Annotated in this window: 21 protein-coding genes; 9 read left to right on the top strand and 12 right to left on the bottom strand. The window is 40.2% G+C overall.

Annotated elements, in window-relative coordinates; translation table 11 throughout:
- Positions 1 to 235: 235 nt before the first annotated feature.
- From FC98_RS02325 to FC98_RS14580, 4 genes are all read left to right on the top strand, one after another.
- Positions 236 to 709 (top strand): TspO/MBR family protein, encoded by a 474-nt coding sequence (locus FC98_RS02325; RefSeq protein ID WP_054654691.1) that lies wholly within the window; start codon positions 236 to 238, stop codon positions 707 to 709.
- Positions 710 to 1,125: 416 nt separating this feature from the next.
- A complete protein-coding gene (locus FC98_RS02320; protein ID WP_008856608.1) occupies positions 1,126 to 1,332 on the top strand; it encodes a helix-turn-helix domain-containing protein in 207 nt (68 codons plus the stop codon).
- Positions 1,333 to 1,453: 121 nt separating this feature from the next.
- Positions 1,454 to 2,128: a DUF6198 family protein gene (locus FC98_RS02315; protein WP_082602713.1), complete on the top strand. Its 675-nt coding sequence runs from the start codon at positions 1,454 to 1,456 to the stop codon at positions 2,126 to 2,128.
- A gap of 28 nt (positions 2,129 to 2,156) precedes the next feature.
- Positions 2,157 to 2,300, top strand: a complete 144-nt coding sequence (locus FC98_RS14580; RefSeq protein WP_008856606.1) for a hypothetical protein — start codon at positions 2,157 to 2,159, stop codon at positions 2,298 to 2,300.
- An 88-nt stretch (positions 2,301 to 2,388) separates the two neighbouring features.
- Here the strand turns inward: FC98_RS14580 and FC98_RS02310 are convergent, their stop codons facing one another.
- The 6 genes from FC98_RS02310 to FC98_RS02285 all read right to left on the bottom strand — a co-directional run bounded on the left by FC98_RS02310 (position 2,389) and on the right by FC98_RS02285 (position 8,544).
- On the bottom strand, positions 2,389 to 3,393 hold the full coding sequence (locus tag FC98_RS02310; protein WP_040471397.1) for a hypothetical protein: 1,005 nt from the start codon (positions 3,391 to 3,393) through the stop codon (positions 2,389 to 2,391).
- Positions 3,377 to 4,243, bottom strand: coding sequence for a nucleotidyl transferase AbiEii/AbiGii toxin family protein (locus tag FC98_RS02305; protein WP_008856604.1), 867 nt, complete (start codon positions 4,241 to 4,243; stop codon positions 3,377 to 3,379). Before FC98_RS02305 ends, FC98_RS02310 begins: the two co-directional genes overlap by 17 nt.
- On the bottom strand, positions 4,240 to 4,833 hold the full coding sequence (locus tag FC98_RS02300; RefSeq protein WP_008856603.1) for a type IV toxin-antitoxin system AbiEi family antitoxin domain-containing protein: 594 nt from the start codon (positions 4,831 to 4,833) through the stop codon (positions 4,240 to 4,242). Before FC98_RS02300 ends, FC98_RS02305 begins: the two co-directional genes overlap by 4 nt.
- Before the next feature lie 249 nt (positions 4,834 to 5,082).
- Positions 5,083 to 6,864 carry an MFS transporter gene (locus tag FC98_RS02295; protein ID WP_056949139.1) on the bottom strand — a complete coding sequence of 594 codons (1,782 nt, stop codon included), beginning with the start codon at positions 6,862 to 6,864 and terminating at the stop codon, positions 5,083 to 5,085.
- 80 nt (positions 6,865 to 6,944) lie between these two features.
- Positions 6,945 to 7,415, bottom strand: a complete 471-nt coding sequence (locus FC98_RS02290; protein WP_008856599.1) for a MarR family winged helix-turn-helix transcriptional regulator — start codon at positions 7,413 to 7,415, stop codon at positions 6,945 to 6,947.
- A 265-nt stretch (positions 7,416 to 7,680) separates the two neighbouring features.
- Positions 7,681 to 8,544 (bottom strand): YitT family protein, encoded by an 864-nt coding sequence (locus FC98_RS02285; protein ID WP_008856598.1) that lies wholly within the window; start codon positions 8,542 to 8,544, stop codon positions 7,681 to 7,683.
- 405 nt (positions 8,545 to 8,949) lie between these two features.
- Between FC98_RS02285 and FC98_RS02280 the strand changes: the two genes are divergently transcribed.
- The 3 genes from FC98_RS02280 to FC98_RS02270 all read left to right on the top strand — a co-directional run bounded on the left by FC98_RS02280 (position 8,950) and on the right by FC98_RS02270 (position 11,118).
- Positions 8,950 to 10,092: a DNA/RNA non-specific endonuclease gene (locus FC98_RS02280; protein ID WP_056949138.1), complete on the top strand. Its 1,143-nt coding sequence runs from the start codon at positions 8,950 to 8,952 to the stop codon at positions 10,090 to 10,092.
- Positions 10,093 to 10,197: 105 nt separating this feature from the next.
- The gene (locus FC98_RS02275; protein ID WP_008856596.1) at positions 10,198 to 10,602 is read left to right on the top strand and encodes a hypothetical protein; all 405 of its coding nucleotides are present in this window, start codon (positions 10,198 to 10,200) and stop codon (positions 10,600 to 10,602) included.
- Positions 10,603 to 10,689: 87 nt separating this feature from the next.
- The gene (locus FC98_RS02270) at positions 10,690 to 11,118 is read left to right on the top strand and encodes a hypothetical protein (RefSeq protein ID WP_008856595.1); all 429 of its coding nucleotides are present in this window, start codon (positions 10,690 to 10,692) and stop codon (positions 11,116 to 11,118) included.
- A 226-nt stretch (positions 11,119 to 11,344) separates the two neighbouring features.
- Here the strand turns inward: FC98_RS02270 and FC98_RS02265 are convergent, their stop codons facing one another.
- The 5 genes from FC98_RS02265 to helD form a co-directional block, all read right to left on the bottom strand.
- Positions 11,345 to 11,725: a type II toxin-antitoxin system PemK/MazF family toxin gene (locus FC98_RS02265; RefSeq protein ID WP_008856594.1), complete on the bottom strand. Its 381-nt coding sequence runs from the start codon at positions 11,723 to 11,725 to the stop codon at positions 11,345 to 11,347.
- A gap of 70 nt (positions 11,726 to 11,795) precedes the next feature.
- Positions 11,796 to 12,068, bottom strand: coding sequence for an AbrB/MazE/SpoVT family DNA-binding domain-containing protein (locus FC98_RS02260; protein WP_008856593.1), 273 nt, complete (start codon positions 12,066 to 12,068; stop codon positions 11,796 to 11,798).
- A gap of 405 nt (positions 12,069 to 12,473) precedes the next feature.
- Positions 12,474 to 14,030 carry a glutamine-hydrolyzing GMP synthase gene (gene guaA, locus FC98_RS02255; RefSeq protein WP_054654714.1) on the bottom strand — a complete coding sequence of 519 codons (1,557 nt, stop codon included), beginning with the start codon at positions 14,028 to 14,030 and terminating at the stop codon, positions 12,474 to 12,476.
- Between the two features lie 82 nt (positions 14,031 to 14,112).
- Positions 14,113 to 15,042, bottom strand: a complete 930-nt coding sequence (gene coaA / locus FC98_RS02250; protein WP_056949137.1) for a type I pantothenate kinase — start codon at positions 15,040 to 15,042, stop codon at positions 14,113 to 14,115.
- Between the two features lie 113 nt (positions 15,043 to 15,155).
- A complete protein-coding gene (gene helD / locus FC98_RS02245; protein WP_008856588.1) occupies positions 15,156 to 17,450 on the bottom strand; it encodes an RNA polymerase recycling motor HelD in 2,295 nt (764 codons plus the stop codon).
- A 482-nt stretch (positions 17,451 to 17,932) separates the two neighbouring features.
- Here helD and FC98_RS02240 point away from each other — a divergent pair, with 482 nt between their 5' ends.
- Positions 17,933 to 18,586, top strand: a complete 654-nt coding sequence (locus FC98_RS02240) for a histidine phosphatase family protein (protein WP_008856587.1) — start codon at positions 17,933 to 17,935, stop codon at positions 18,584 to 18,586.
- 184 nt (positions 18,587 to 18,770) lie between these two features.
- Positions 18,771 to 19,769, top strand: a complete 999-nt coding sequence (locus FC98_RS02235) for a GW dipeptide domain-containing protein (protein WP_054654683.1) — start codon at positions 18,771 to 18,773, stop codon at positions 19,767 to 19,769.
- 120 nt (positions 19,770 to 19,889) lie between these two features.
- Here the strand turns inward: FC98_RS02235 and FC98_RS02230 are convergent, their stop codons facing one another.
- Positions 19,890 to 20,546: a Fic family protein gene (locus FC98_RS02230; RefSeq protein ID WP_054654680.1), complete on the bottom strand. Its 657-nt coding sequence runs from the start codon at positions 20,544 to 20,546 to the stop codon at positions 19,890 to 19,892.
- Between the last annotated feature and the right edge of the window lie 11 nt (positions 20,547 to 20,557).

The following is a 20,557-nucleotide window of genomic DNA, read 5'->3' as shown; positions in this document are numbered from 1 at the left end:
TGTCGGCCTACTTTATCGATATCACAAATTAAAATCGGACAATTTACCAATTTAAGGTCTGCCCATTTTCCATCTTCATCGTTTATAAATCAGCGATTTCACAAAAAAATCATCATTATTTTAAAATTTATATCCAATTGTTTTGATAAGATAAGTCTAAATAAAGATGTGGGTTGCTTACCTGATCAATGATCTTTTAAGCTGTGACCTATTTAAACAAAGGAGGTTCTAATTTATGGCAACTCAAACCAAAATTAATTACCTTAAACTGGTTCTTTGGATCATTTTTGTTGAGGCGGTTGGAATTCTCTCTTCCCAGCTATCAGGAAATATCAAAACCGTTTACAACTCCTTAAAGCTGCCAATCTTTTCGCCGCCAGGAGTCGTTTTTGGCATTGTTTGGCCAATTTTATATCTATTTATTGGTATTTCAGGATATATTATTTGGCAAACTCGCAAAAAGTATCCAGACACCCTCTGGCTTTTCTTGAGCCAACTCTTTTTAAACTTTATTTGGACAATTGTCTTTTTCAGCGGCAGCCTATTAACTACTGGCTTCATTATCATTCTGATAATGGATATTATTGTCGTTATTCTGATCACTAAGGTTTCCCCGGTTAACCAAACTGCGGGCTGGCTACTGGTTCCGTACTTGATTTGGTTACTATTTGCAACCTACCTAGCTGGTGGCGTTGCTGTACTCAACTAATGATCGGCATTGATACCTCTTATTAGCAGTTTAGTATTGCAAGTTTTAATGAATATGGTAAATTTAAGATAATCAGCGCTTGATTAAAGCTCATCATCCATAAAACAGCCAAAAGGAACCTTCAAAATGATTCTGTTGCTTTCGATCTTATTACCCTTCAGCACAGCCTTTTTCAAAATTAGCTGGCTCATTAGTAGAAGCTTCGCGGGCTGCCTTTCAATTATTTTACTCACCATCACGGGATTTGCAGTGGTCATTTTGGTTTCACCACTTGCTATTGTCATAATTGAGGTGGTGACCGTGTACCTAATTTATCTACTTTATCAATACCTTCAAGTAGCCGTGCATAATCGGGAAATGGATGATTCGAAACGGCGATAAGTGCCGATCAATTAATGTTGGGAGTACGTTGGTAAATGCTAAAAATTAATTTAAACGATCCAGATATTATGAGTTCCCAGGATGCCGCCAGAATATGGGGCAAGGCACCGGATTATGTTCGCCAGGTACTAAGAAGTAACCCTCATCGTTTTCCTGTTGGTTCAGTTAGGCTCATTGGCCGTCAATTAGTCGTCACACGTGAGGGAATGGTAGCAGTGACGGGACACGATAAATTAAATTAACCCTTAAATAACCGCTTATACTCAGATTTTGAATCTGCGTATAGGCGGTTATTTTAGATTATCAGCACAATGCCTACCAACAAATATGCTAAACTAATAACGTTAAAGGAGGGATTCGACCATTCAAAATACACTTAAACAACGTTGGACCGCTTTAATTGCCGGCCTACTACTTAATGCCCTTGGAAATGCACTCACCGTCTCATCCAACATGGGAAGTGCTGTTTGGACTGCTTCGGCAGTAAATTACAGTAACTGGTTCGGTCTTAACGTGGGAATTATTTTGTTTGCCATTGGTTTTTTAAACACCGTCACCAATCAATTGCTAATCAAGCACTGGGAGTGGCGGCGATTTGTTGGTGAACTTTGCTACATCGCCTTTGTCAGCTATTTTATTAATTTATTTGTTAAATTACTGGAAGCGGCTGGAATTGGCAGCCTGCCAATACTGGTCCGAGCAATCCTATCCTGTTTAGGGGTAACCACTTTCTGCATTGCCATTTCACTGTACCAACGGGCGAATATCCTCATGCACCCAAATGACGATACGACTAACATCTTGCGATTCTTTTATTTAAAGGGAAACGCGGTTGCCGCACAACTTGTAGATTTTGTGCCACCAGTTTTAGCAATGGCCATTTCGTTTGCAGTTACTAAGAACCTATATGCGGTAAACGTCGGGACTATATTTTCAATTTTATTTAATGGCCTTATTATTCAGACCGCCGATAAAGTGATTTGGCCAAAATTAAAGCATAATTTCAAATCACTTACATCCCCATCCATAAAGGATTAATCGCAACTACAAATGAGCCCTGACATCGTTGTCACGGGCTCATTTTGGTGATGTTGCCGCACTAAATGGCTTGACTCTCAATACTAAAGCGATCGATTTTGAATTAAAATATGAAGGTCAAAATGTTGAAGTCACTTCAATTTCACTCAAGGTGGTTAACGATCGAAAATAAAGCCGCTAATGGTCAAGCTTCGAACTGTTCAGTGAACTAAATAAGCTTTCTAGTCTACATTTTAATATTGCAATATTAAAATGTTGATTTAGGTTTTCTCTATATACATCCTTGAGCTTAAATTTCTCCATTTACGATCAATTAGAATATTCTCGTATTTATCATCAACGGTTGTGGGACGTTCCGTCGTAAAAAGACGCAGGGTGTGGCGAACTTTTTTCGGATCATCTCTTTTTCCACTAGAAATAAAGTTTTCAAAATCTGGTAAAAGCTCTTTAATCTGTTTTTCGTTCATAATTGCTGTAATATTTCGACCCTCAATCTTTTGATAGATAACAAGTATTTCATAATTCAAATATGAGTATCCATTTTCATTAGTTATTTTCGACTCATAAATTTGAATGTTACCATACCAAATATTTATCAAACGTGGATCAGGTAAATCATATTCATTTTTTGCATCTTCCAATTTATGAAAAAGACTACTTAGGTTAACTATTTTACCGTTATCAAGTGGTTGTTTTGTATATCTATTGTTAACAACAGCTCTTAACGTTTTTAAACCAGACCGACGTGTAATCGTTTTGTTAGTTACATTGGAGTTAATACGAGTTTTAGACTTACTTTTTCCAATAATTTCTTCACCCTTTAAAGCGCTGAATAAATCCGCTTTTCTCTGCCTTTCTTCATCCAAGGTATTTTTAAAAAAGTTTAGGAATGTTTGCCCTGACTTATATTTTCGATCTTGTTCATGATTTCTTGTAGCCTGTACTTGTGTTTCTTGCTTAATATTGCATGTATGTACCTTACCTGGCATAGTTTTAAAGTAAGATGGAACCTTGCTACTCCACGGAGCTGCAAGCATTACCCGGCACTCACATTTTCCGCTGCCTGACATATTTTGAGCATTACAAATAAATGCATGCTGATTATAACCATTGCGAACCAATTTTTTTGCCTGTTCAGCATCAATATTTTCTCCATATTTTGAGTAATCATACTGTTCTGTTGGGTGTGCATAGTCTAGCGTCATTTTATTTACTCTTTTTTTTAAATTAATATCATTAGCTACAAAATTATATCCGTTGCTCAAGTTCAGATTTCTTAGTAAGATCAATTGCTGCATCACATGTGGCACCAAAATCAATTCCCTGCGCATATTCGTTGGATTTTTGATAAGCAACCCATAATCTTTGAAGACTTGGGCTTGTTTTAAGCGCCGTTAGCACTGAAGTATAGGTATGTAATTGATTTATCGTTTCTCGTTTTGCGGAAGTTGCTTGTATCGCCCTTTTTAATACATCAAACCTTATTTCAGCCTTATCCTGATGATCAAGTAAATATAAATCGTAAAAGTCCTTCAATCGTGTATTAGCATCAGCCCGGCTAACGATTGTCTCCAGCTTTTCAGCAATGATGGTTTCAACTGTGTATGCCATAATTTGGACAGTCCGATCCTCAAGTATCATTTTGTGCCCATATTGGATGGCACGCTCAGTGATAACATCTCCAGTTGATATATCAATCTTAACGTCAACACGCGTCGTATAGATTTGTGCACTAATATGAATTCGGTAACCCGAATACTCATCCTCTTCTCTAATTTCGCCAATCCCTAAAATTGATAATTTGATTATATCTTCTGGTAATTCAATGTCACAAATTTTTTGAAATACACTTTTCATTTTATCTTCCGTAACTGGTAAACCAACAACTGAGGTGTCAATATCCCGTGTTGAGCGAGTATCTGTACCAATCAGTGATGCAATCAAGAAACCGCCCTTTAATACAAGATTATTTTTGTAACGTGAATTAGAGATTCGATCAATCAGGTCATCTAAAATAATCTCCTGCAGCATAATCTGTGGTGTGATTTTTCTTTCCTTTGCTAACTTTCTAATTCTAGCTAAAAATTGCTTCCGGCCAGTAAATTCAAGTTTCACAGTAGAACCTCCATATACGTTCTAATTTCTTCTTCCACTTTAAATATCCTTGCATACTCCATTAACTTGTGAAGATTCTTTCCTTTCCGATGGACGTAACTATTCATTGCTTGTTTAATCGTTTCAGCATCAGACCTATCTCGCGCTCGCAAAATATCACACAACGTGCGCTCAATATTGTAAACCTTAACCGGGTGTCTACCAGGAGTTTTAGTTGTCGTTATTCCAATTTCATAAAGCTCCTTTTTTTGTCGATAAATCTTGATTGGCGCATTTGTTTTAGTGCTATATGCGTATGGTAATGGAAAGTTCATTTCGTAGGTGCTTGGTGTCCGGTCAATCATTCCATACAGAAATAACGCTGTATCCTTGAAGAAAACACCTTTTGAAAGGCGATATTGTAATGCAGCGATATCGTCCCCAAACTCAAGTGGATCAATATAAACGCCTGGCGCTAATCTTTCAAGCTGACCATGAGCATACATATTGCGCAGCACTCTAGATGATATTCCCATTGAATTAGTTGTCTTAGATGTAATTTGGCCACCATTCTTATTCAAGTATTTAATGATTTCATCCTGTTGACTCATCCGTTTCACCCCAATTCAAAAATCCGTTATTTACTCAAATTATAGCATATATTGAGTAAATAACGGATAAACTATTTTTCGATTTATTGACTATTCTGCTTTCCATACTCAGTCTGATATATCTGCAATGCTATATTCTCTTAGGACGAGCCGATTTTCTAACAATAGCTCATGCAGAAGATTGTTTTTATTTTCTTGTCTCGCAATCTTAACATAGAGGGAGTTATCAATAATAGTCTTATCCATCTATTATTTGTTGTTTGGTCGATCCGTCCAAAAAGCCACTGGACACATCAAAGCTAAACAGATGAAGGCAACCCAAAATGTCTTGGTAAACGCCTTAGTTAATTCAGAATGCTTTTTGGTCACAATTTTATTTTGAACTTGTTTAATTGTCGCCGCTTGAGCAACTAGGCTAATCCCTTGCTTTAACTCCTTTTGTTTGGCGGTTAAGATCTGGCTGCCTTTAATTATCGGCACTGCCGCCTGAGAAAATGCTGGCAATCGTTCCGTATCTTCCCGTAATTTTTTCAAGCTGCCTGTCATCTTTTCGTTAGCCTGACTAAGTTTGCTGGCTCCCACATAAAGTTGGCTTAGCTCAGACGTTCTGATTGGTTTAGGAACATTTGAAAGGCTTTTTGCTGCTAAAGTCGCTTTAGCGTGATTAGCAGCTGTATCATGGTGGATAACTTTGTCGAGCGCTGTGCGAACGTTTGGTGACACCTGACTTTCCCGCACATTTTGGTAAGCACTCGCTTTAATCGCCGTTTTTGCATTTGCCACGTTATGATTCAAAACACCAACTAGCATTGCAATTCCCAGACAAGTGCCTAATTGACGAGCCGCGTTGATCATCCCTGACGCAATTCCTGCTTTCTCAACTGGAATATATTGAACCGCCGAAACAAGTGACAAACTCGCAAAGCCAAACCCAAGACCAATAATGGCCATATTCACCATCATCGTGAACCCCGTAACCTGATAAGTGAGTTGGGTCAATAACAAACCGCCGATTGTCATTAAAAGAACCCCCGTCACATTTGACCAACGATAATCTAATTTCTGACCCAATTGACTACCAACTGGTAATGAAATGACGACCGTAAGGGAACTAAACATGATGATGTATCCCGCGTGAAGTGGACCGAAATTGCGAACATTTTCCAAAAAGAAATTAAACACAACGCTCGAAATAACCACCGCAAAACCACACGTGAAATAAATAAGCGTTGAGGATAGAAATGTCAAATCTCTGAATAATCGAAACTCAATCAACGGTTCTTGGCGTCGTAAATCTAAGATCACAAATAATCCTAACAGAACGACCGCGCTACCACTCATCATGGTGATCCTCAAAGACTGCCAGCCATAATCATATCCCTTTAACAATACGAACGTCACAAAGAAAAGACCGCTACTAAGCAGAACAATCCCGATATAATCAATCGATTTTGAAATGGTCGTATCATAAGACTCATGAAAACAAATTGCGACTAGTCCCAGTGTCAGCAATACAATCGGTACGTTAACGAAAAAAATTTCATGCCATGACCACAAATGGATTAGTAACCCACCAATCGGGGGCCCAGCGGCAGCAGCAACTGCGGCAGCTGCCCCAATGACACCAACAATTTGATTGGCTTTTGCTCTCCCAAATAAATCAACTGACAAAGGCACAATAATTGGCGTGACAATCGCACCACTCAGCCCTTGAACGGTTCGCATGGCAATCAACATGCCAATTGACTTTGCCAATCCACAAGCTAAAGAACCAATTCCAAATAGGATTAACCCAATCACCATGAGCCTCTTGCGTCCCAATTGGTCAGTAATTTTTGCCATTGGAATCATCAGGACTGAAAGAATAAGCACGTAAACGGTACTAATCCAATTGCTGGTATCCAGCGTTGTTGAAAAGCTGCGGGTAATATCAGGTAGCGCAATGTTAGTAATCGTCGTGTCTAATGTGACCACAAACATGATTAAACAAAGTGCGACTAGCCCACCCGCTTTTTGCCACTTCGCATCCATAAAAAGGTCTCCTTTGTTGGTTTTTATCTAAATTGGTTTCTATATGAATCAGTTTCATAGTGAAACATAAAAGCAAAAAATTATTTTTGGCGCTCAGCAATCATTTTTTTAAAGAACGCTTCTGACTGGCTACTAATGGTTTCAAGATAAGGAAGTAGTGCATCTGGCACTTGCTGATAAATGGCGATCAATTGCTGATCGAGGTAAGCATCGTATTCTTGATGATGCTGATCAGCAATTTGCCCCTTTTTCGTTAATTCAAGTGATAATTGATTCTCCGAATTCGGAGCAAACTGCTTAATGACCATTCCCTTCTTGACCAATTTTTGAACCAGCTTCGTGGTGGTCCCCTTTGTGACATCCAGATACTGCGTCAATTCGGTTAGACTGGTCCCGGGATGATTGCCAATCGCCGTAATGGCATGAATTTCTGGTGGAAATAAGGGAACATCGGTACCATAATTGCTGGTTGTCTGATCCAATTCACTATATAACCTGGCAATCCGCTTAAATGGCCGAATCACTTTTTGAGCTAATTCTTCTTGTTCCAAAATTGAGACACCTGCCCTTTTCTGTTTCTCTATGAAACAGATTCATTATGCAACTCTGTTGGATTATTGTCAACAAATTATTTTTAGGTGTTGCTGCCCAGCACCGCTAACTTTTCCGACGGTTAAATGCCGTTATTAAAATATAATAATAATACTATCCTACAAAAAAGAGCCAGGATCTACTCTTAGCTCCAAAGATATGATCATCAATTTGTTAAGACTTGGCCTGCAAGAATATAAGCAGTTACGTCAGGCATCAATAAATTCAAAGAATCCGCCGCATATTCAACCCACGGGCACTCCGAATATTCTCCACAACAATAAGTGCATTCTTATCTTCACGTTCAATAATTGGCACAATCTTGGTGACCCGCCTGGGACTAGCAATCATGTAGAGCATGTGTTGGTCGGCATTACTGTAGAAGCCCGTCCCGTTAAAAATGGTGATCTCTTGATTGAGCTCTTTTGAAACCGTCGTGGCAATCTGCTGATACTTTGGTGACACAATCAGAACCGCTTTTCTTGCGCCGACGTTTGCTAGAAACTGGTTGGTAAAAATTGAGTAGACGTACAAGTAAATGATTGTCAACACGGTATTGGTAAATCCAATAATCATAATGAACGGAATGACGATGAATAAATCGAAGAACAAGCTACCGGTACCAATCGAGATACCGAAAAGGTAGTTGAGCAGCTTACCAATAATGGTATCGCCGGCAATCGTACCATTGTACCGGAAAATCAACCCAATCGAAATTCCCGTCAGTGCCCCTGCCAGAAGGGTTGGCACAATGAGTTCATGAGTATGATAGGAATAAAACACTGGTATTTTTAGAAAGAGTGTCATCCAAGCAATTGCCCATATCGTCAGGTAGGTCGTCTTCTTTTCAAACAATCGGTAGCCAACTGCAATGAGAGCAGCGTTGATAAGGAGATTGGATAGATATGACGGCACCCCAAAAGCGTAATAGAGTAATGCGGTGACCCCCATCGCCCCGCCTTCACCAAGATGCGATGGCAGCAATAAGTAATTGTACGTTATTGAGTAGATAAATGCCCCAAAAGCAACACCAATCAGCTCGGTTGCTTTAATATTTAACCGTTGCCAATAGCTAATAATCGATTTCATTTTTACACCCCAGGATTTATGTATGAGTTTTATTCTAACATCATTACTATCTAGATGCAGTGCGTATTTGAAAAGGAAACAGATCTTAGCAGCTGCTTAAACTACGACGAATTATTTTATCAACTTTTTTAGGACAGCTGCACAAAGCAGAAGTCTGCACATAAGCACCTCGAGTGAAAATTCCAAAACCCGGAATTCCCACCCGAGGACACTTATGCACCGACTTCTAATCGCTTTGCTCCGCTCACTTTTAAATATAACGATTTAATCCTAACTTAGGGCCCATTATTAACAATTTCTATTGAATTCTTCTTATGGCGTGATAGATTTGAATAAGGGAGTCGCTGATCCACGTTTAGTACATATTAGTCAATAATTAAGTCATAATAGCACTTGGGGGAAACCATGAAATTCAGAAAAGTAGCAACCATTGGGCTCACATTGCTGACAACGTTAAGTTTGGCAGCATGTAGAAATGATGGTGATCACAAAACCACACAGAGTGACTCACAAAAGACGGCGTCAAGTAACACTAGCCAGTATAAAAAATCTAGTACGGCGTCATTACAACCGAACAAAAAAGGAGTCGCTCATAAGTCCGGGGCTACAAAGCACCAAAACCGCACCATTTTAAGCAAACTTGTCTACTATACCAATCACGAATCCGCGGGGCCAACCCATAACTATTATTATGTCAATGGTCACGCAAAGCTTTCCGGATTTCATCATCTCAAAGCTGGCAATTATCATTTTGCTAGTGATCGTCAGGGGCGGTCCGCAACCGCTCGAGCCGTCTTAACTTATTCAGAATACCAATCGTCTGAAGGGTCGCGTCAAGGCGATCCACTTGCGCCACCTTCTTGGCCTGCGGATAACCCAGAAGTCGCCATTCATTACAGCTTGACTGACCGCACCTACCATGGTTATTTGTTCAACCGAAGCCATTCAATTGCGGACAGCTTGCTAGGGGCGAAATCGTATACCTCTGAATATAATTTCACTACTGGCACCCGACCACAAAATGTAGGAGCTAACCAAGATGGCGGTATGCGTTATGCCGAAGAAACCGCTGAAGATTACTGGGAAGATCATCCCGGCACCCGGCATACAATTGACTACGAGACCATCCCGCTTTATAAGGGAGCCGAAACAATCCCCCGCGGTTCGGTCGTTAATATCAAGTCGTCCGATGATGCCATCAATACGGAAATTGTGGTGCTTAATTCAGTTGAAGGTATCAAGATTAACTATGAAACCGGGACAAGTAATGCTAAACCAATCACCCACCACTCACCTGCTGCCTATCGTCATTCGACTAGTGATGGGGATACTCATCGAAGCCATTCAACCGTTAACCGAACCAGCAACTCAACTACGAAACAGGGTCAATGGACCGTTGCGGGAGCAGGCATGGTTTTTGTATCCGACAGCGATAAATTCTATTCAGAAGTTATTAACCCTGGCAATTACCAATATATGAACCAGTCAAAGGCAGAAGTGAGTGGTGCTACTCGGGCGTTACGGGGAAATGAGTATGCTAGGCCGTGAATTCTAATGGTGTGCGCTTCAACCTGAACTTAGAAATTAAAACAATGTCGTTTAGCTTAACGATTTGTCCAATGGTTCTATCAAATTTAAAATTAGGAGGATATTATGAAAATTAAAGGGTCATTAATATTAGGAATTGCTACCTTATCATTCGGAGAAGCAATGGTATCTGGAATCATAAACGCACAAGCTTATAGCACATATCGCACAATCCCGACAAGTATTCGCGGATACTACATTAGTCACGGGCATATTGCCATGTTAACCGGTCATCGAATTGTTTATGGACTTCCCCAAGCCGACGCTTATAGGTATACAGTCACCAGTGTGTCTAGACAGGGACATTATTATAGGATTCACACATATATCAAAATGCCGAATAGAATAAATATTACTTACAAAATTAAACATATTTCACACTATAAGATTCGCATCGGAAACGCTAATGTAATGAATAAAGTAAGTAAAAGTCACTATTATTGGTATGCTGACCATGGCGTCACTGGATAAGCTAAATCGTCTTTCTAATTTACACTATAACGTTTGAATACTGAGAAAATAATTACGTAACACTACTTTTTAACTTCGGAGGAAATCATGACCTTAAAAAATTCACTTTTAATCGGCACAACCGCTCTAGCATTAGGTATGGTATCAGGAGTTTCAAAACCTGTTAACGGTCAGGCAGCGACATTTTCACATTATATTAGAAGTCACGTATGGATTAGGACTACAGATGGAACTCAAGGCGGATACCACGACAAAACAACGTTCACCAACCGCACCGCAACTGTTCGTGATAAGTATTTAGGAACTCAAGTTTGGCGCTTTTACAATCTAAGAAAGACCAACTCACGTACATACTACGCAAATTTTAGGACCATCAACCATGGCAAAAAGTATCCCGTAAAAATACAACTGCGTTCAAAAAATACCATTTGGCTGGTACATAAACACTTCTGGCATTTAAAGGGCAATTATACCGGCAATTCAAACTTCGGCGCAGTTATTTTTAAACGAGCATAACATTATCGTTATATTCAGGATTTTGGCCTGTTGGAGATCACGTTTGATTCAAATTGTGGAATTATTAGGTAGTTTTTAAATCGGAGAACAATTTGAAAAGGCAGAGCATATAAGCCTCTTGAAGCATAAAAAATACCCTACACACTTTAGTCGTCAAATCAAAGTGCACGGGGCATTTAATACATATATGCTTAGTCACCTAGGCTATCGGCTATTGGTTTTTTTATTATTCATAAGTCATTAGCACAAACTTCAAAATTTCTTTAAGAACTTCATCGGGACAGCGTTCGATAAAACTAATATTTCGATTACTTGGATCAATAGATCTTTCTTGATCCGTTAAAACATACCCTTTCACTTGCATCCCAATTGGTAATGCAACATTAATTGGAAAATCCTTTTGAGATTCAGAAGATGAAATAGCAACTACCTTTATCATTCGCGTAAGCAAATAGAATGCACGACTAGAAACAACGACAGCCAGTCTTCCTTTCTGCTGTTCATGTCCTTTCGTAGGGTCAAAATCGCACCAAACAACACTTCCCTGGTCATACCACTCTTTATCGCCTTTCTCTTTATCAAAAATATGTTGATTAAGGTCTTTCATACAACAGTCTCCTACACCTATTTATTTTGCATAACCACGGCTCTTTGCCAAGGTTAGGTAATGATAACGTTTAAAAGACTTCCTTACCAACTGGTTTACCCCAATCAACCTCACGTGAACCATTTTCCTTAAAATATTTTTCGACATCAAAGTTTTCAAAACGTTTTTGCAAAGCTGAACGACTGTCTTTTTTCTGGATAGTCAAGCTGTTTCCTTTTACATCAATTTCCACAGTTTGACCAACCGGATTATCAATTCCAATTTTGCTGAGCATATCTTTAGGAATCCTGATTCCTTGGGAATTACCCCATTTATCAATCGTTTTTTTTATCAAATTGTTCATGTCTCCTTTCTCATTCCTTTGTTATAATATTCTTCCAGAATAACCGGTTTATCAATAACCGATAGCGATAGAGACTTATCACATCCCCACACTCAAAGTATATACTATGTTTAAACATAGTTCGCCAAAAAAGCGTCCATTTTTAATTGAGAAAGTGAGCGTAAATATGTATACCTTTTCACGCACAACGGCAAGAAAGGAGAAAAGCGAGGCCACTTCCGCATTTACTTATTCATTATAAAAAACCGCGGGTACAAAACCAGAAAAAGTTTTGTACCCGCGGTTGTACCCGCAAAGCGGTTAAATCTATTCAATTTAGTTCGTTTGAAATTCATTTAGGAAGCTGTAAAACCAATGTTATTCAAGTATTCATGAGTACCTGTCGGAATGCAAAATTGGTCTAGCCTACTCCCACTCAATCGTTGCCGGTGGCTTGCTCGTAATGTCATACACAACGCGGTTAATACCATCGACTTCGTTTACAATTCTTGTGGAAACGTTCTGAAGAACATCCCATGGAATCCGAGCAAAGTCAGCGGTCATCCCATCTACTGAGTTAACGGCTCGAATCGCGATCGTGTAATCGTAGGTCCGCCCATCGCCCATAACACCAACACTTCTGAAGCCTGGTAAAACAGTAAAATACTGCCAAATATCACGATCTAAGCCAGATTTAGCGATTTCATCCCTTAGGACCCAATCACTATCCCGAACAATTCGCAGCTTTTCAGGCGTTACTTCGCCGATTACCCGAATTCCTAAACCTGGGCCTGGGAATGGTTGTCGCCAAACAAGTTGCTCTGGCATCCCTAGCTTTTCACCAATCGCTCTAGCTTCATCCTTAAACAAGGTGTTTAAAGGCTCAATCAACTTAAATTTCATGTCTTTAGGCAAGCCACCCACGTTATGATGAGACTTGATCGTCTGGGCCGTATCCGTCCCGCTTTCAACGACGTCAGTATACAACGTGCCTTGAGCTAAGAAATCAATACCATCCAACTTACGGGCTTCGTCATTGAAGACCTGAATGAATTCGTTTCCAATGATTTTTCGTTTCTTTTCAGGCTCAGTAACACCCTTTAACTTAGACAAAAAGCGCTCCTGGGCATCTACCTTGATGATGTTCAAGCCAAACTTCCCAACCAAGCTATCCATCACCTGATCAGCTTCGTTCTTTCGTAATAAACCATGGTCAACAAAGATACTCGTCAACTGCTTGCCAATTGCTTTATGCAACAAGACACCGACAACGCTTGAGTCAACCCCACCAGACAGGCCCAGCAATACTTTTTTATCGCCGACAGTTTCTCTGATGTGTTGAATTTGCAAGTCGATGAAATCGTCCATTGACCAATTAGCTTCTGCGTGACAAACGTTGAACGCAAAATTCTTCAAGATTTCATTACCATACTTCGTGTTCCGCACTTCAGCATGAAACTGAATCCCGTAGAAATTACGATCAACATCTTGCATTGCAGAAATTGGACAATTCTGGCTCGTTGCGACCGTTGTAAACCCAGCTGGTACTTGCGTCACTAAATCGCCATGGCTCATCCATACTGGTTGCTCACGCGGTGTATTCTTGAACAACGTCGCATCATCGGACGTAATCTGAATATCAGCATGACCGTATTCTGAATCATCAGCCTTCTCAACCTTACCGCCATCCAGAGTATAAGCCATGATCTGCATACCATAGCAAATACCCAGGATTGGAATTCCTAACTTGAAGATGTCTGGATCAACCTTAAGCGCGCCATCTTCATAAACACTATTTGGACCCCCGGAGAAAATAATTCCCTTGGGGTTCATTGCTTTGATCTCATTTGCGGACAATGCATGGGATTTCAGTTCGGAATATACGCCTAAATCACGAATTCGTCTTGTAATCAGTTGGTTGTACTGACTACCAAAATCCAGCACTAAAATCTTATCAAAGCTTGATAAGTCAACGTTTGCCAAATCATACACCCTTTCAAAGTTCCTACATAAATAATAAACGATTCAACTATGGTTGGCAATAGTCGATTAAAAAGCCAAATATTCAATACTTTCTCAGATACAATCGATCAATCAAATGGTGATCGGTCTTATGCATAATCATATCAGCTCGTGAGCGGGTTGGCAGGATATTTGCCCTTAGGTTCGGTAAATCAATCGTCTGCCACACGTTTCGTGCCATTGAAAAGGCATCCTCACGATTTCCCATCGCGTAGTCATAATAATAGTTATCAGGATCCTGAAACGCTGTGTCCATCAAACGACCGAAGCGCTCTAAGTACCATTTTTCAATCAAGTCCACTTCCGCATCCATATAGATCGAAAAATCCGTAAAATCACTGATATAGATCTGTTCATTACTGGGGAGCTGTAATGTGTTGATCCCTTCAATGATCAGGACATCCGGTCGATCAACGATATCATAGCGATTAGGAATAATATCATAGCTCTGATGCGAATACACTGGTGACTTGGTGACCGCCACCCCTGATTTGACCTCGTTTAAAAAAGCAATCAGCTTACGCATATCATAGCTTTCTGGGAAACCCTTCCTGTCGTAGATTCCTCGTCTCTTTAACTCAGCGTTGGAATACAAGAAACCGTCAGTCGTAATTAATTGAATGTGCTCACCGGTAAAATAATTGGTTAACAGTTCTTCCAGCACCCGGGCAGTCGTCGATTTACCAACAGCCACACTACCAGAAATCCCAATAATAAACGGAACCGTCCGAACCTGCTTATGCAAAAAGCGGGCCTTAGTGGTCTGCCACTCATCAAAATTATTCTTCTGCAAGCGAATCATATGCACCAATGGTTTGTAAATATCAGAAACGTCTTGAATCGAGATTTGATCGTTAAACGCCTTGATGTGCTTTAATTCACTTGGGGTTAATGGTAAGTTAGCTTCACTTTCGTTGTAGAAATGCTTCCATTCTCCCTTAGTGAACGAGTAATAGTTAATTAAATCATCCATGAATTGTCTTATCTCCAGAACTTTTCTATTCACGTAATTATACCATCAAGCATGATCATTCCGCGGGTTTTTATAGAAAAAATCAATCTCACAAATTAGAGATTGACCTTAACTCACTTCATTTCGTATTCAGTCGTGGGCACCGTGTCAAATAACGGTGATAACGTCTTAGTTGCGACAATCGTCAATCGGTGCATTGCCCGCGTACAAATCGTATATACTAACTGTCGGTCTCGTTCCTCGCCGTAGCATTCTTTTGAAGCATCCCACATAATGACGCTATCAAATTCAAGCCCCTTGGCAAGGTATGACGGCACAACGATGACGCCCTTAACCAGCCGTTGGTTCTCAGTTCTAATGAGCGTTGCCTTAACGCCGGTTTCTGCTAATTTATCGGTCAACTGCTGACACTCTTTTAGCGTTTTGCCAATAATTGCCGTTGTTTCGTGGTCAGCGAGGTTAATTTCTGCCTGCTTCTTTACAACTTCAACCGCAGAATCCATACCATCTTCAACGTAGACCTGTGGTAAATCACCCTCCCGAGTAAACGGAATGATATCCTCACCATTAGTCAGCAGATGTTTTGTGAAGTTGGTGATCTGAGCAGTTGAACGATACGACTTCGTTAACTGAACCACCCGAGTCTTATCCTCAGGGAACATGCTTCCGAGCTCGTCCAGAAGCTTTCGGCTATTCTCATGAGTAAAGATTGCCTGGTTCAAGTCACCTAACAAGGTGAATTTCGCCCGCGGAAAGCTAAACTTCAAAAAGGCAAGCTGGAAAGCCGAGTAATCCTGAACTTCATCAATAAAGAGATATCGGATATCACGATCGCCACGTTTACCGGTCATTAAATCATACAAGTAAATGTACGTTGATGCGTCAGCGAGTGATAACCGTCCTTCTTTGAGCCGGCCAACCGTTGCCTTAATGTCAGCCTGCCAATCCGATTCAGTAATGTCAAAATCAGCTAGGTGAATAATCTTAGGAATATTTCTTAACATGTGCACGAACTGGTTATTGATGCTTAAGAAATGATTCCGGACGATCTGGCGCTGCACCTTCCGGAAGGACTTAACCACAATCTGACGAGCCAAGAACTTGAACTCTTTATCAGCGTCCAGGATCTCCTCTTCGCCTTCCTTGTGCATCTGCTGGATCTCCTCACGAGACAGATTTTGAATCGCGTCTTCAACCCATTTTTTGCGCATTTCAACGTGGATCTTACGATTCAAGATCTTTAACAACTGTTCTTTGGTTGCGTCAAGCCGGTTTCGTAAATTATAGTTTTCGTTAAAGCTATAGTAGATATCTTCAACCTTTTCCTTAGGAATCAAAACAGTGCCGTTAAACATTAAGTTTCTGAATCGCATGTCCTCGGTATTTAAATGGTTGGCGTAAGCACTCACTGCTTTGAAGTAATCTAAGCTGCCCTTCACATCATTGATTTTTTGGGCGTGAGGTTCAAATTGTTCATCAAACCGTTGCGCCAATGTCTCCACTTGAACGCTTGGAAGCCGATGAGAACTATATTGATAAAAGGTCATTTGAACCATATTTTGTTCGCCAAGTTCTGGTAATACCTGGTTAATATAATCGTTAAATAGCTGATTAGGTGAAAATAAAATAATTTGACCAGAGTGTAAATTTCCCCGATACTGGTACAGCAAGAAAGCAACCCGTTGCAAAACCGCGGCCGTCTTTCCAGATCCAGCTGCCCCCTGAACAAATAACAGTTCGGAGTCGGTATCCCGAATAATTTGGTTCTGTTCTTTTTGGATGGTCGTCACGATACTCTTCATTTTTGTATCGGAACGATTGCTTAATGCATCCAGCAGCATCTGATCGCCGACAACTTCTTCAGTATCAAAGACCGTTTTAATCTTTGCATTCTCAATTTGGAACTGCCGCTTTAGCTTAACATCAACCGTCTGCTCACCATCGGGAGTTTGATAGGTTACGTCACCAATGCCACCATTATAGTAGATACTAGAAATGGGAGCTCGCCAATCATAAATCAAATAGTGGTCGGGACGGTCAGTAAATGAAGCCATCCCAATATAAATGGTCTCATCGCGCTTCTCATCACCTTCACGAAAATCAATCCGCGCAAAGTAAGGGTTCACCTCGAGCTTAGTGAGGGTTCCCAATTCTCGGGCAGCGTATTCCTGGCGATTTTCCCGTTCAGACAGCATTTGTTGCTGCTGCCTGATCGACATTGCCGTTTCCATCATGCCACTATAGGTCTCGGTTTTTAAGCGGACATCATTGTTGAAATTGGCATTAATGTCCTTAACATCTTTTTTGGTTGCCTTAATCTTCTTTTGAAGACTTGTTTCGGCAACTTTGATTTTTTGGATAACACCATCTAAATGATGTTGCTCTTGTGCTTTGATATTATCAGCCATATTTTACCCCCTACAACTTGACTTAATAGTTTAGCATAAAACCGTTCTCAATTCAAAAATGTGAATGGAAATGATATCAAAATTACTAATTAACTTTATATTTTTAATTGGTATACCTTTAAATGGTTAGATGATACATGGTATAATTTGGATGCTTTTAAGAATTGTATATGTGGGGCAGCTTCTTACTGATTTGTTCTGCTCGCTTTATTTTTAGGACAGCTCCTCAAAGCAGAAACTTCCACATAAGCACCTCTGACAGAAATCCCCCAAAACCAGGGATTTTTGTCAGAGGAGACTTATGTTCCAGTTTCTAACCGCTTTGTTCTGCTCACTTTTCTTAGGACAGCTCCTCCAGGTAGCAATCTGCGCGTAAGCACCTCCAGCAAAAATTCCAAAACCGGGAATTTCCGCTGGAGGAGACTTACACTCCGATTGCTAACCGCCTGGATCCGCTCACTTTATTTTTAGGAGGATTTTACATGACAATCTCACTTTATTTTGTTCGCCACGGCCAGACTTACCTAAATAAATACCACCGGATTCAGGGGTGGTCCGATTCGCCCCTTACCGATAAAGGTGTTGCCGATGCAATTGATGCCGGTAAGCGTCTAAGCCATATTCCATTTTCTGCCGCCTATTCCAGCGATACCTCTCGCGCCGTTATGACTGGAAACTTAATTTTGAAGGCCAATTCAGGTAGCGTTGAAGAAGTAATTCCAAGTTCAGCCTTTCGGGAGCTCAACTTTGGCTACTATGAGGGGGAAGATGACGTCAAAACATGGCATACGATCGGCGGCCCAATTGGCGTCAACTCATTCCACGGCTTGATAGGCGAATTTGGCATTGATAAAGCTGAGGATATGTTCTCAAAGGCTGACCCATACGGCGATGCTGAGAGTAGTTCTAAATTTTGGGCACGGCTGCAGCCAGGAATTGATAAAGTTGTCGACAGAGCTAACGATGGTGATAAGATTCTCATGGCAACCCACGGAACGTTAATTCGAAACGTCGTCAGCAAATGGAGCGATATCCCCGTTAACGTTTCAACGAAGAATGGTAGTGTAACCAAACTTAACTACGATAATGGTGAGTTTTCGATCGAATATTATAATAATGTAAGTGACGACATTTAAAACAACGTAGCAAAGCGCTTGAACACGGATCCCGCTTCTTGGGTCTTAGTTCAAGCGCTTTTTACGATGTCCAGCAACTGATTGGAACACACTTCATTACCGCAATAATCAGAATCTCCTCACTCTAAGAATTATTTTCATCAAAGCGGTATAATATGACCAATGAAACAGAGGAGCGATTAATATGGAAAAGGGATCCAAACTATTAACATTATTGGCAATAATGGGTGGCATTATCTTAGGTATATCAGTGAATTCAACTCAACCAGCATGCGCCAAATCACCTATTAAAATCACTAAGATGTCTTATAACCTCAAGCAAAGCGGCAACTACGTTTCCTTTACAGGCAACAACGCCCTGTATACCAAAGCTGCCCCACTAAAAGGCGCAAAGGTCGTAAAGACGAAACAACAGTTACTTGAACTTAATCAATCCAAAGCTGGCCAAGACACCTTCATGTACTTGCGGTCCGCATATACCAATCACCACACCGTCTATTACAAAGTGATGAGTTTTGATCGTAAAATTAAAGGGTGGATTTATGCAGGAAAAATAAGCGATATTCAATCAGGCCTTGTCCACTACGCAAAAGATAAGAAGACGGTTGTCGGTGGCATCAATTCTTTTGAAACTCTTCAGAACAGTCCCCTTAACGATCTCGAAAAGAACGAATTTTACCACTTGAAATACCCCGGAAGCAAAAATAACGGTTCTGAACTTTTATATCAACTTCCCTTCTGGTGTGGGCCAGATGGTAAAACAAAACCAAATATGAAAAGTACAATTAAGTATCGACATGATGTCTTTATCATTGAAAATGCAATGACCCGGACCCGCGAAGGCGATCGTTGGTTAGTCATCCATGACTTAAGTAACACAAATATTGTTGGCTACATTAAAGACGGATCGCTAATCCCCATGCACAGCGTTCCAGCAACTGAAGGCATCACCGTGAACTACGTCGATAAAGCAACTAACAGACCCGTTAAATCAGTGATTGTTCCATTTGCTAAATCACCAAAGCAAGCTGGTATGAATCTTAAGACTTCATTTTTTGACTACAACGGCTTACCTGATGGCTATACGGCTGACGATGATTCACTTGGTTTCAAGGGAAATTCCGCAACTAATGCAATTAAGGGAGCTACTCTAAATTACTTTATTGTTAAACAGGTTAAATAATCCAAATTCATCCAATTAAAAAACCAAATCCAGTCAGAAACTAATAATTAATCAGTTCCCGGCTGGATCTTTTTTTATCCTAATAACTAAATACCCCTTATCACCCTGGTCAATTCAATTTCACTCAAAATCAATGCCGTAAATGCAGTGGTCATACGTCCACTGCATAATAGCGGTATCTTGATCAGATTCATAATAACCACTTAATAACTTATTAAATTCTTCAAGTTGATTTTCATTAATATTAATGATTCCCGCACCAGCGTTTATCAAAATATAATTTGCTGATAACACAGCGGTCCGCTTATTACCATCCCAAAAAATCTGTTGACGCATGATATAATACATCAACTTCAGGGCTTTCTCAGTAGCTGACACGTTATCGCTCATCATTTCTGAAACCGTTGTAATGACCACATTGGAATCAGGAATTGGTGGTACATATTCGACACCGCCAATTTGGACATTACCAGTCCTAATCTTTCCAGGTTCAAGTGCATCCTCAGCGGCAACAATGCCATTAATCATTTCACTAATTGCAAAGTCATAACGCCCATGATGATTAATGACATATTCAAACCCTTTCTTTAAATTCACAATCACTTGAATATCGTCAACTGGAACACCGGCAACGCTCATCCCATCAATGATTGTTTTGGTCTGAGCATACGTCGTCTTCACATTTTCAAATTTTGAAAGTGAATACACAAGGAGTACAAAACTTTTCTTCGCCAGAAAGCGACTTGGCATTTGGGTCAAATGAGTTTTATTTTCCATTTAAATTCACC

It is taken from the genome of Lentilactobacillus kisonensis DSM 19906 = JCM 15041 (assembly GCF_001434135.1).
In the GTDB taxonomy this organism is placed as follows: domain Bacteria; phylum Bacillota; class Bacilli; order Lactobacillales; family Lactobacillaceae; genus Lentilactobacillus; species Lentilactobacillus kisonensis.
Note: the sequence above shows the minus strand (reverse complement) of the source record. Positions and strands in the feature narration are given on the sequence as shown.

Coding starts and splice junctions, on each gene's coding strand:
- FC98_RS02325 (WP_054654691.1), top strand. CDS start 236: ATGGCAACTCAAACCAAAATTAATTACCTTAAACTGGTTCTTTGGATC.
- FC98_RS02265 (WP_008856594.1), bottom strand. CDS start 11,725: ATGAAAGACCTTAATCAACATATTTTTGATAAAGAGAAAGGCGATAAA.
- FC98_RS02230 (WP_054654680.1), bottom strand. CDS start 20,546: ATGGAAAATAAAACTCATTTGACCCAAATGCCAAGTCGCTTTCTGGCG.
- FC98_RS02270 (WP_008856595.1), top strand. CDS start 10,690: ATGACCTTAAAAAATTCACTTTTAATCGGCACAACCGCTCTAGCATTA.
- FC98_RS02235 (WP_054654683.1), top strand. CDS start 18,771: ATGGAAAAGGGATCCAAACTATTAACATTATTGGCAATAATGGGTGGC.
- FC98_RS02285 (WP_008856598.1), bottom strand. CDS start 8,544: ATGAAATCGATTATTAGCTATTGGCAACGGTTAAATATTAAAGCAACC.
- coaA (WP_056949137.1), bottom strand. CDS start 15,042: ATGGATGATTTAATTAACTATTACTCGTTCACTAAGGGAGAATGGAAG.
- FC98_RS02300 (WP_008856603.1), bottom strand. CDS start 4,833: ATGAGTCAACAGGATGAAATCATTAAATACTTGAATAAGAATGGTGGC.
- FC98_RS02260 (WP_008856593.1), bottom strand. CDS start 12,068: ATGAACAATTTGATAAAAAAAACGATTGATAAATGGGGTAATTCCCAA.
- FC98_RS02240 (WP_008856587.1), top strand. CDS start 17,933: ATGACAATCTCACTTTATTTTGTTCGCCACGGCCAGACTTACCTAAAT.
- FC98_RS02275 (WP_008856596.1), top strand. CDS start 10,198: ATGAAAATTAAAGGGTCATTAATATTAGGAATTGCTACCTTATCATTC.
- FC98_RS02320 (WP_008856608.1), top strand. CDS start 1,126: ATGCTAAAAATTAATTTAAACGATCCAGATATTATGAGTTCCCAGGAT.
- helD (WP_008856588.1), bottom strand. CDS start 17,450: ATGGCTGATAATATCAAAGCACAAGAGCAACATCATTTAGATGGTGTT.
- FC98_RS02280 (WP_056949138.1), top strand. CDS start 8,950: ATGAAATTCAGAAAAGTAGCAACCATTGGGCTCACATTGCTGACAACG.
- FC98_RS02295 (WP_056949139.1), bottom strand. CDS start 6,864: ATGGATGCGAAGTGGCAAAAAGCGGGTGGGCTAGTCGCACTTTGTTTA.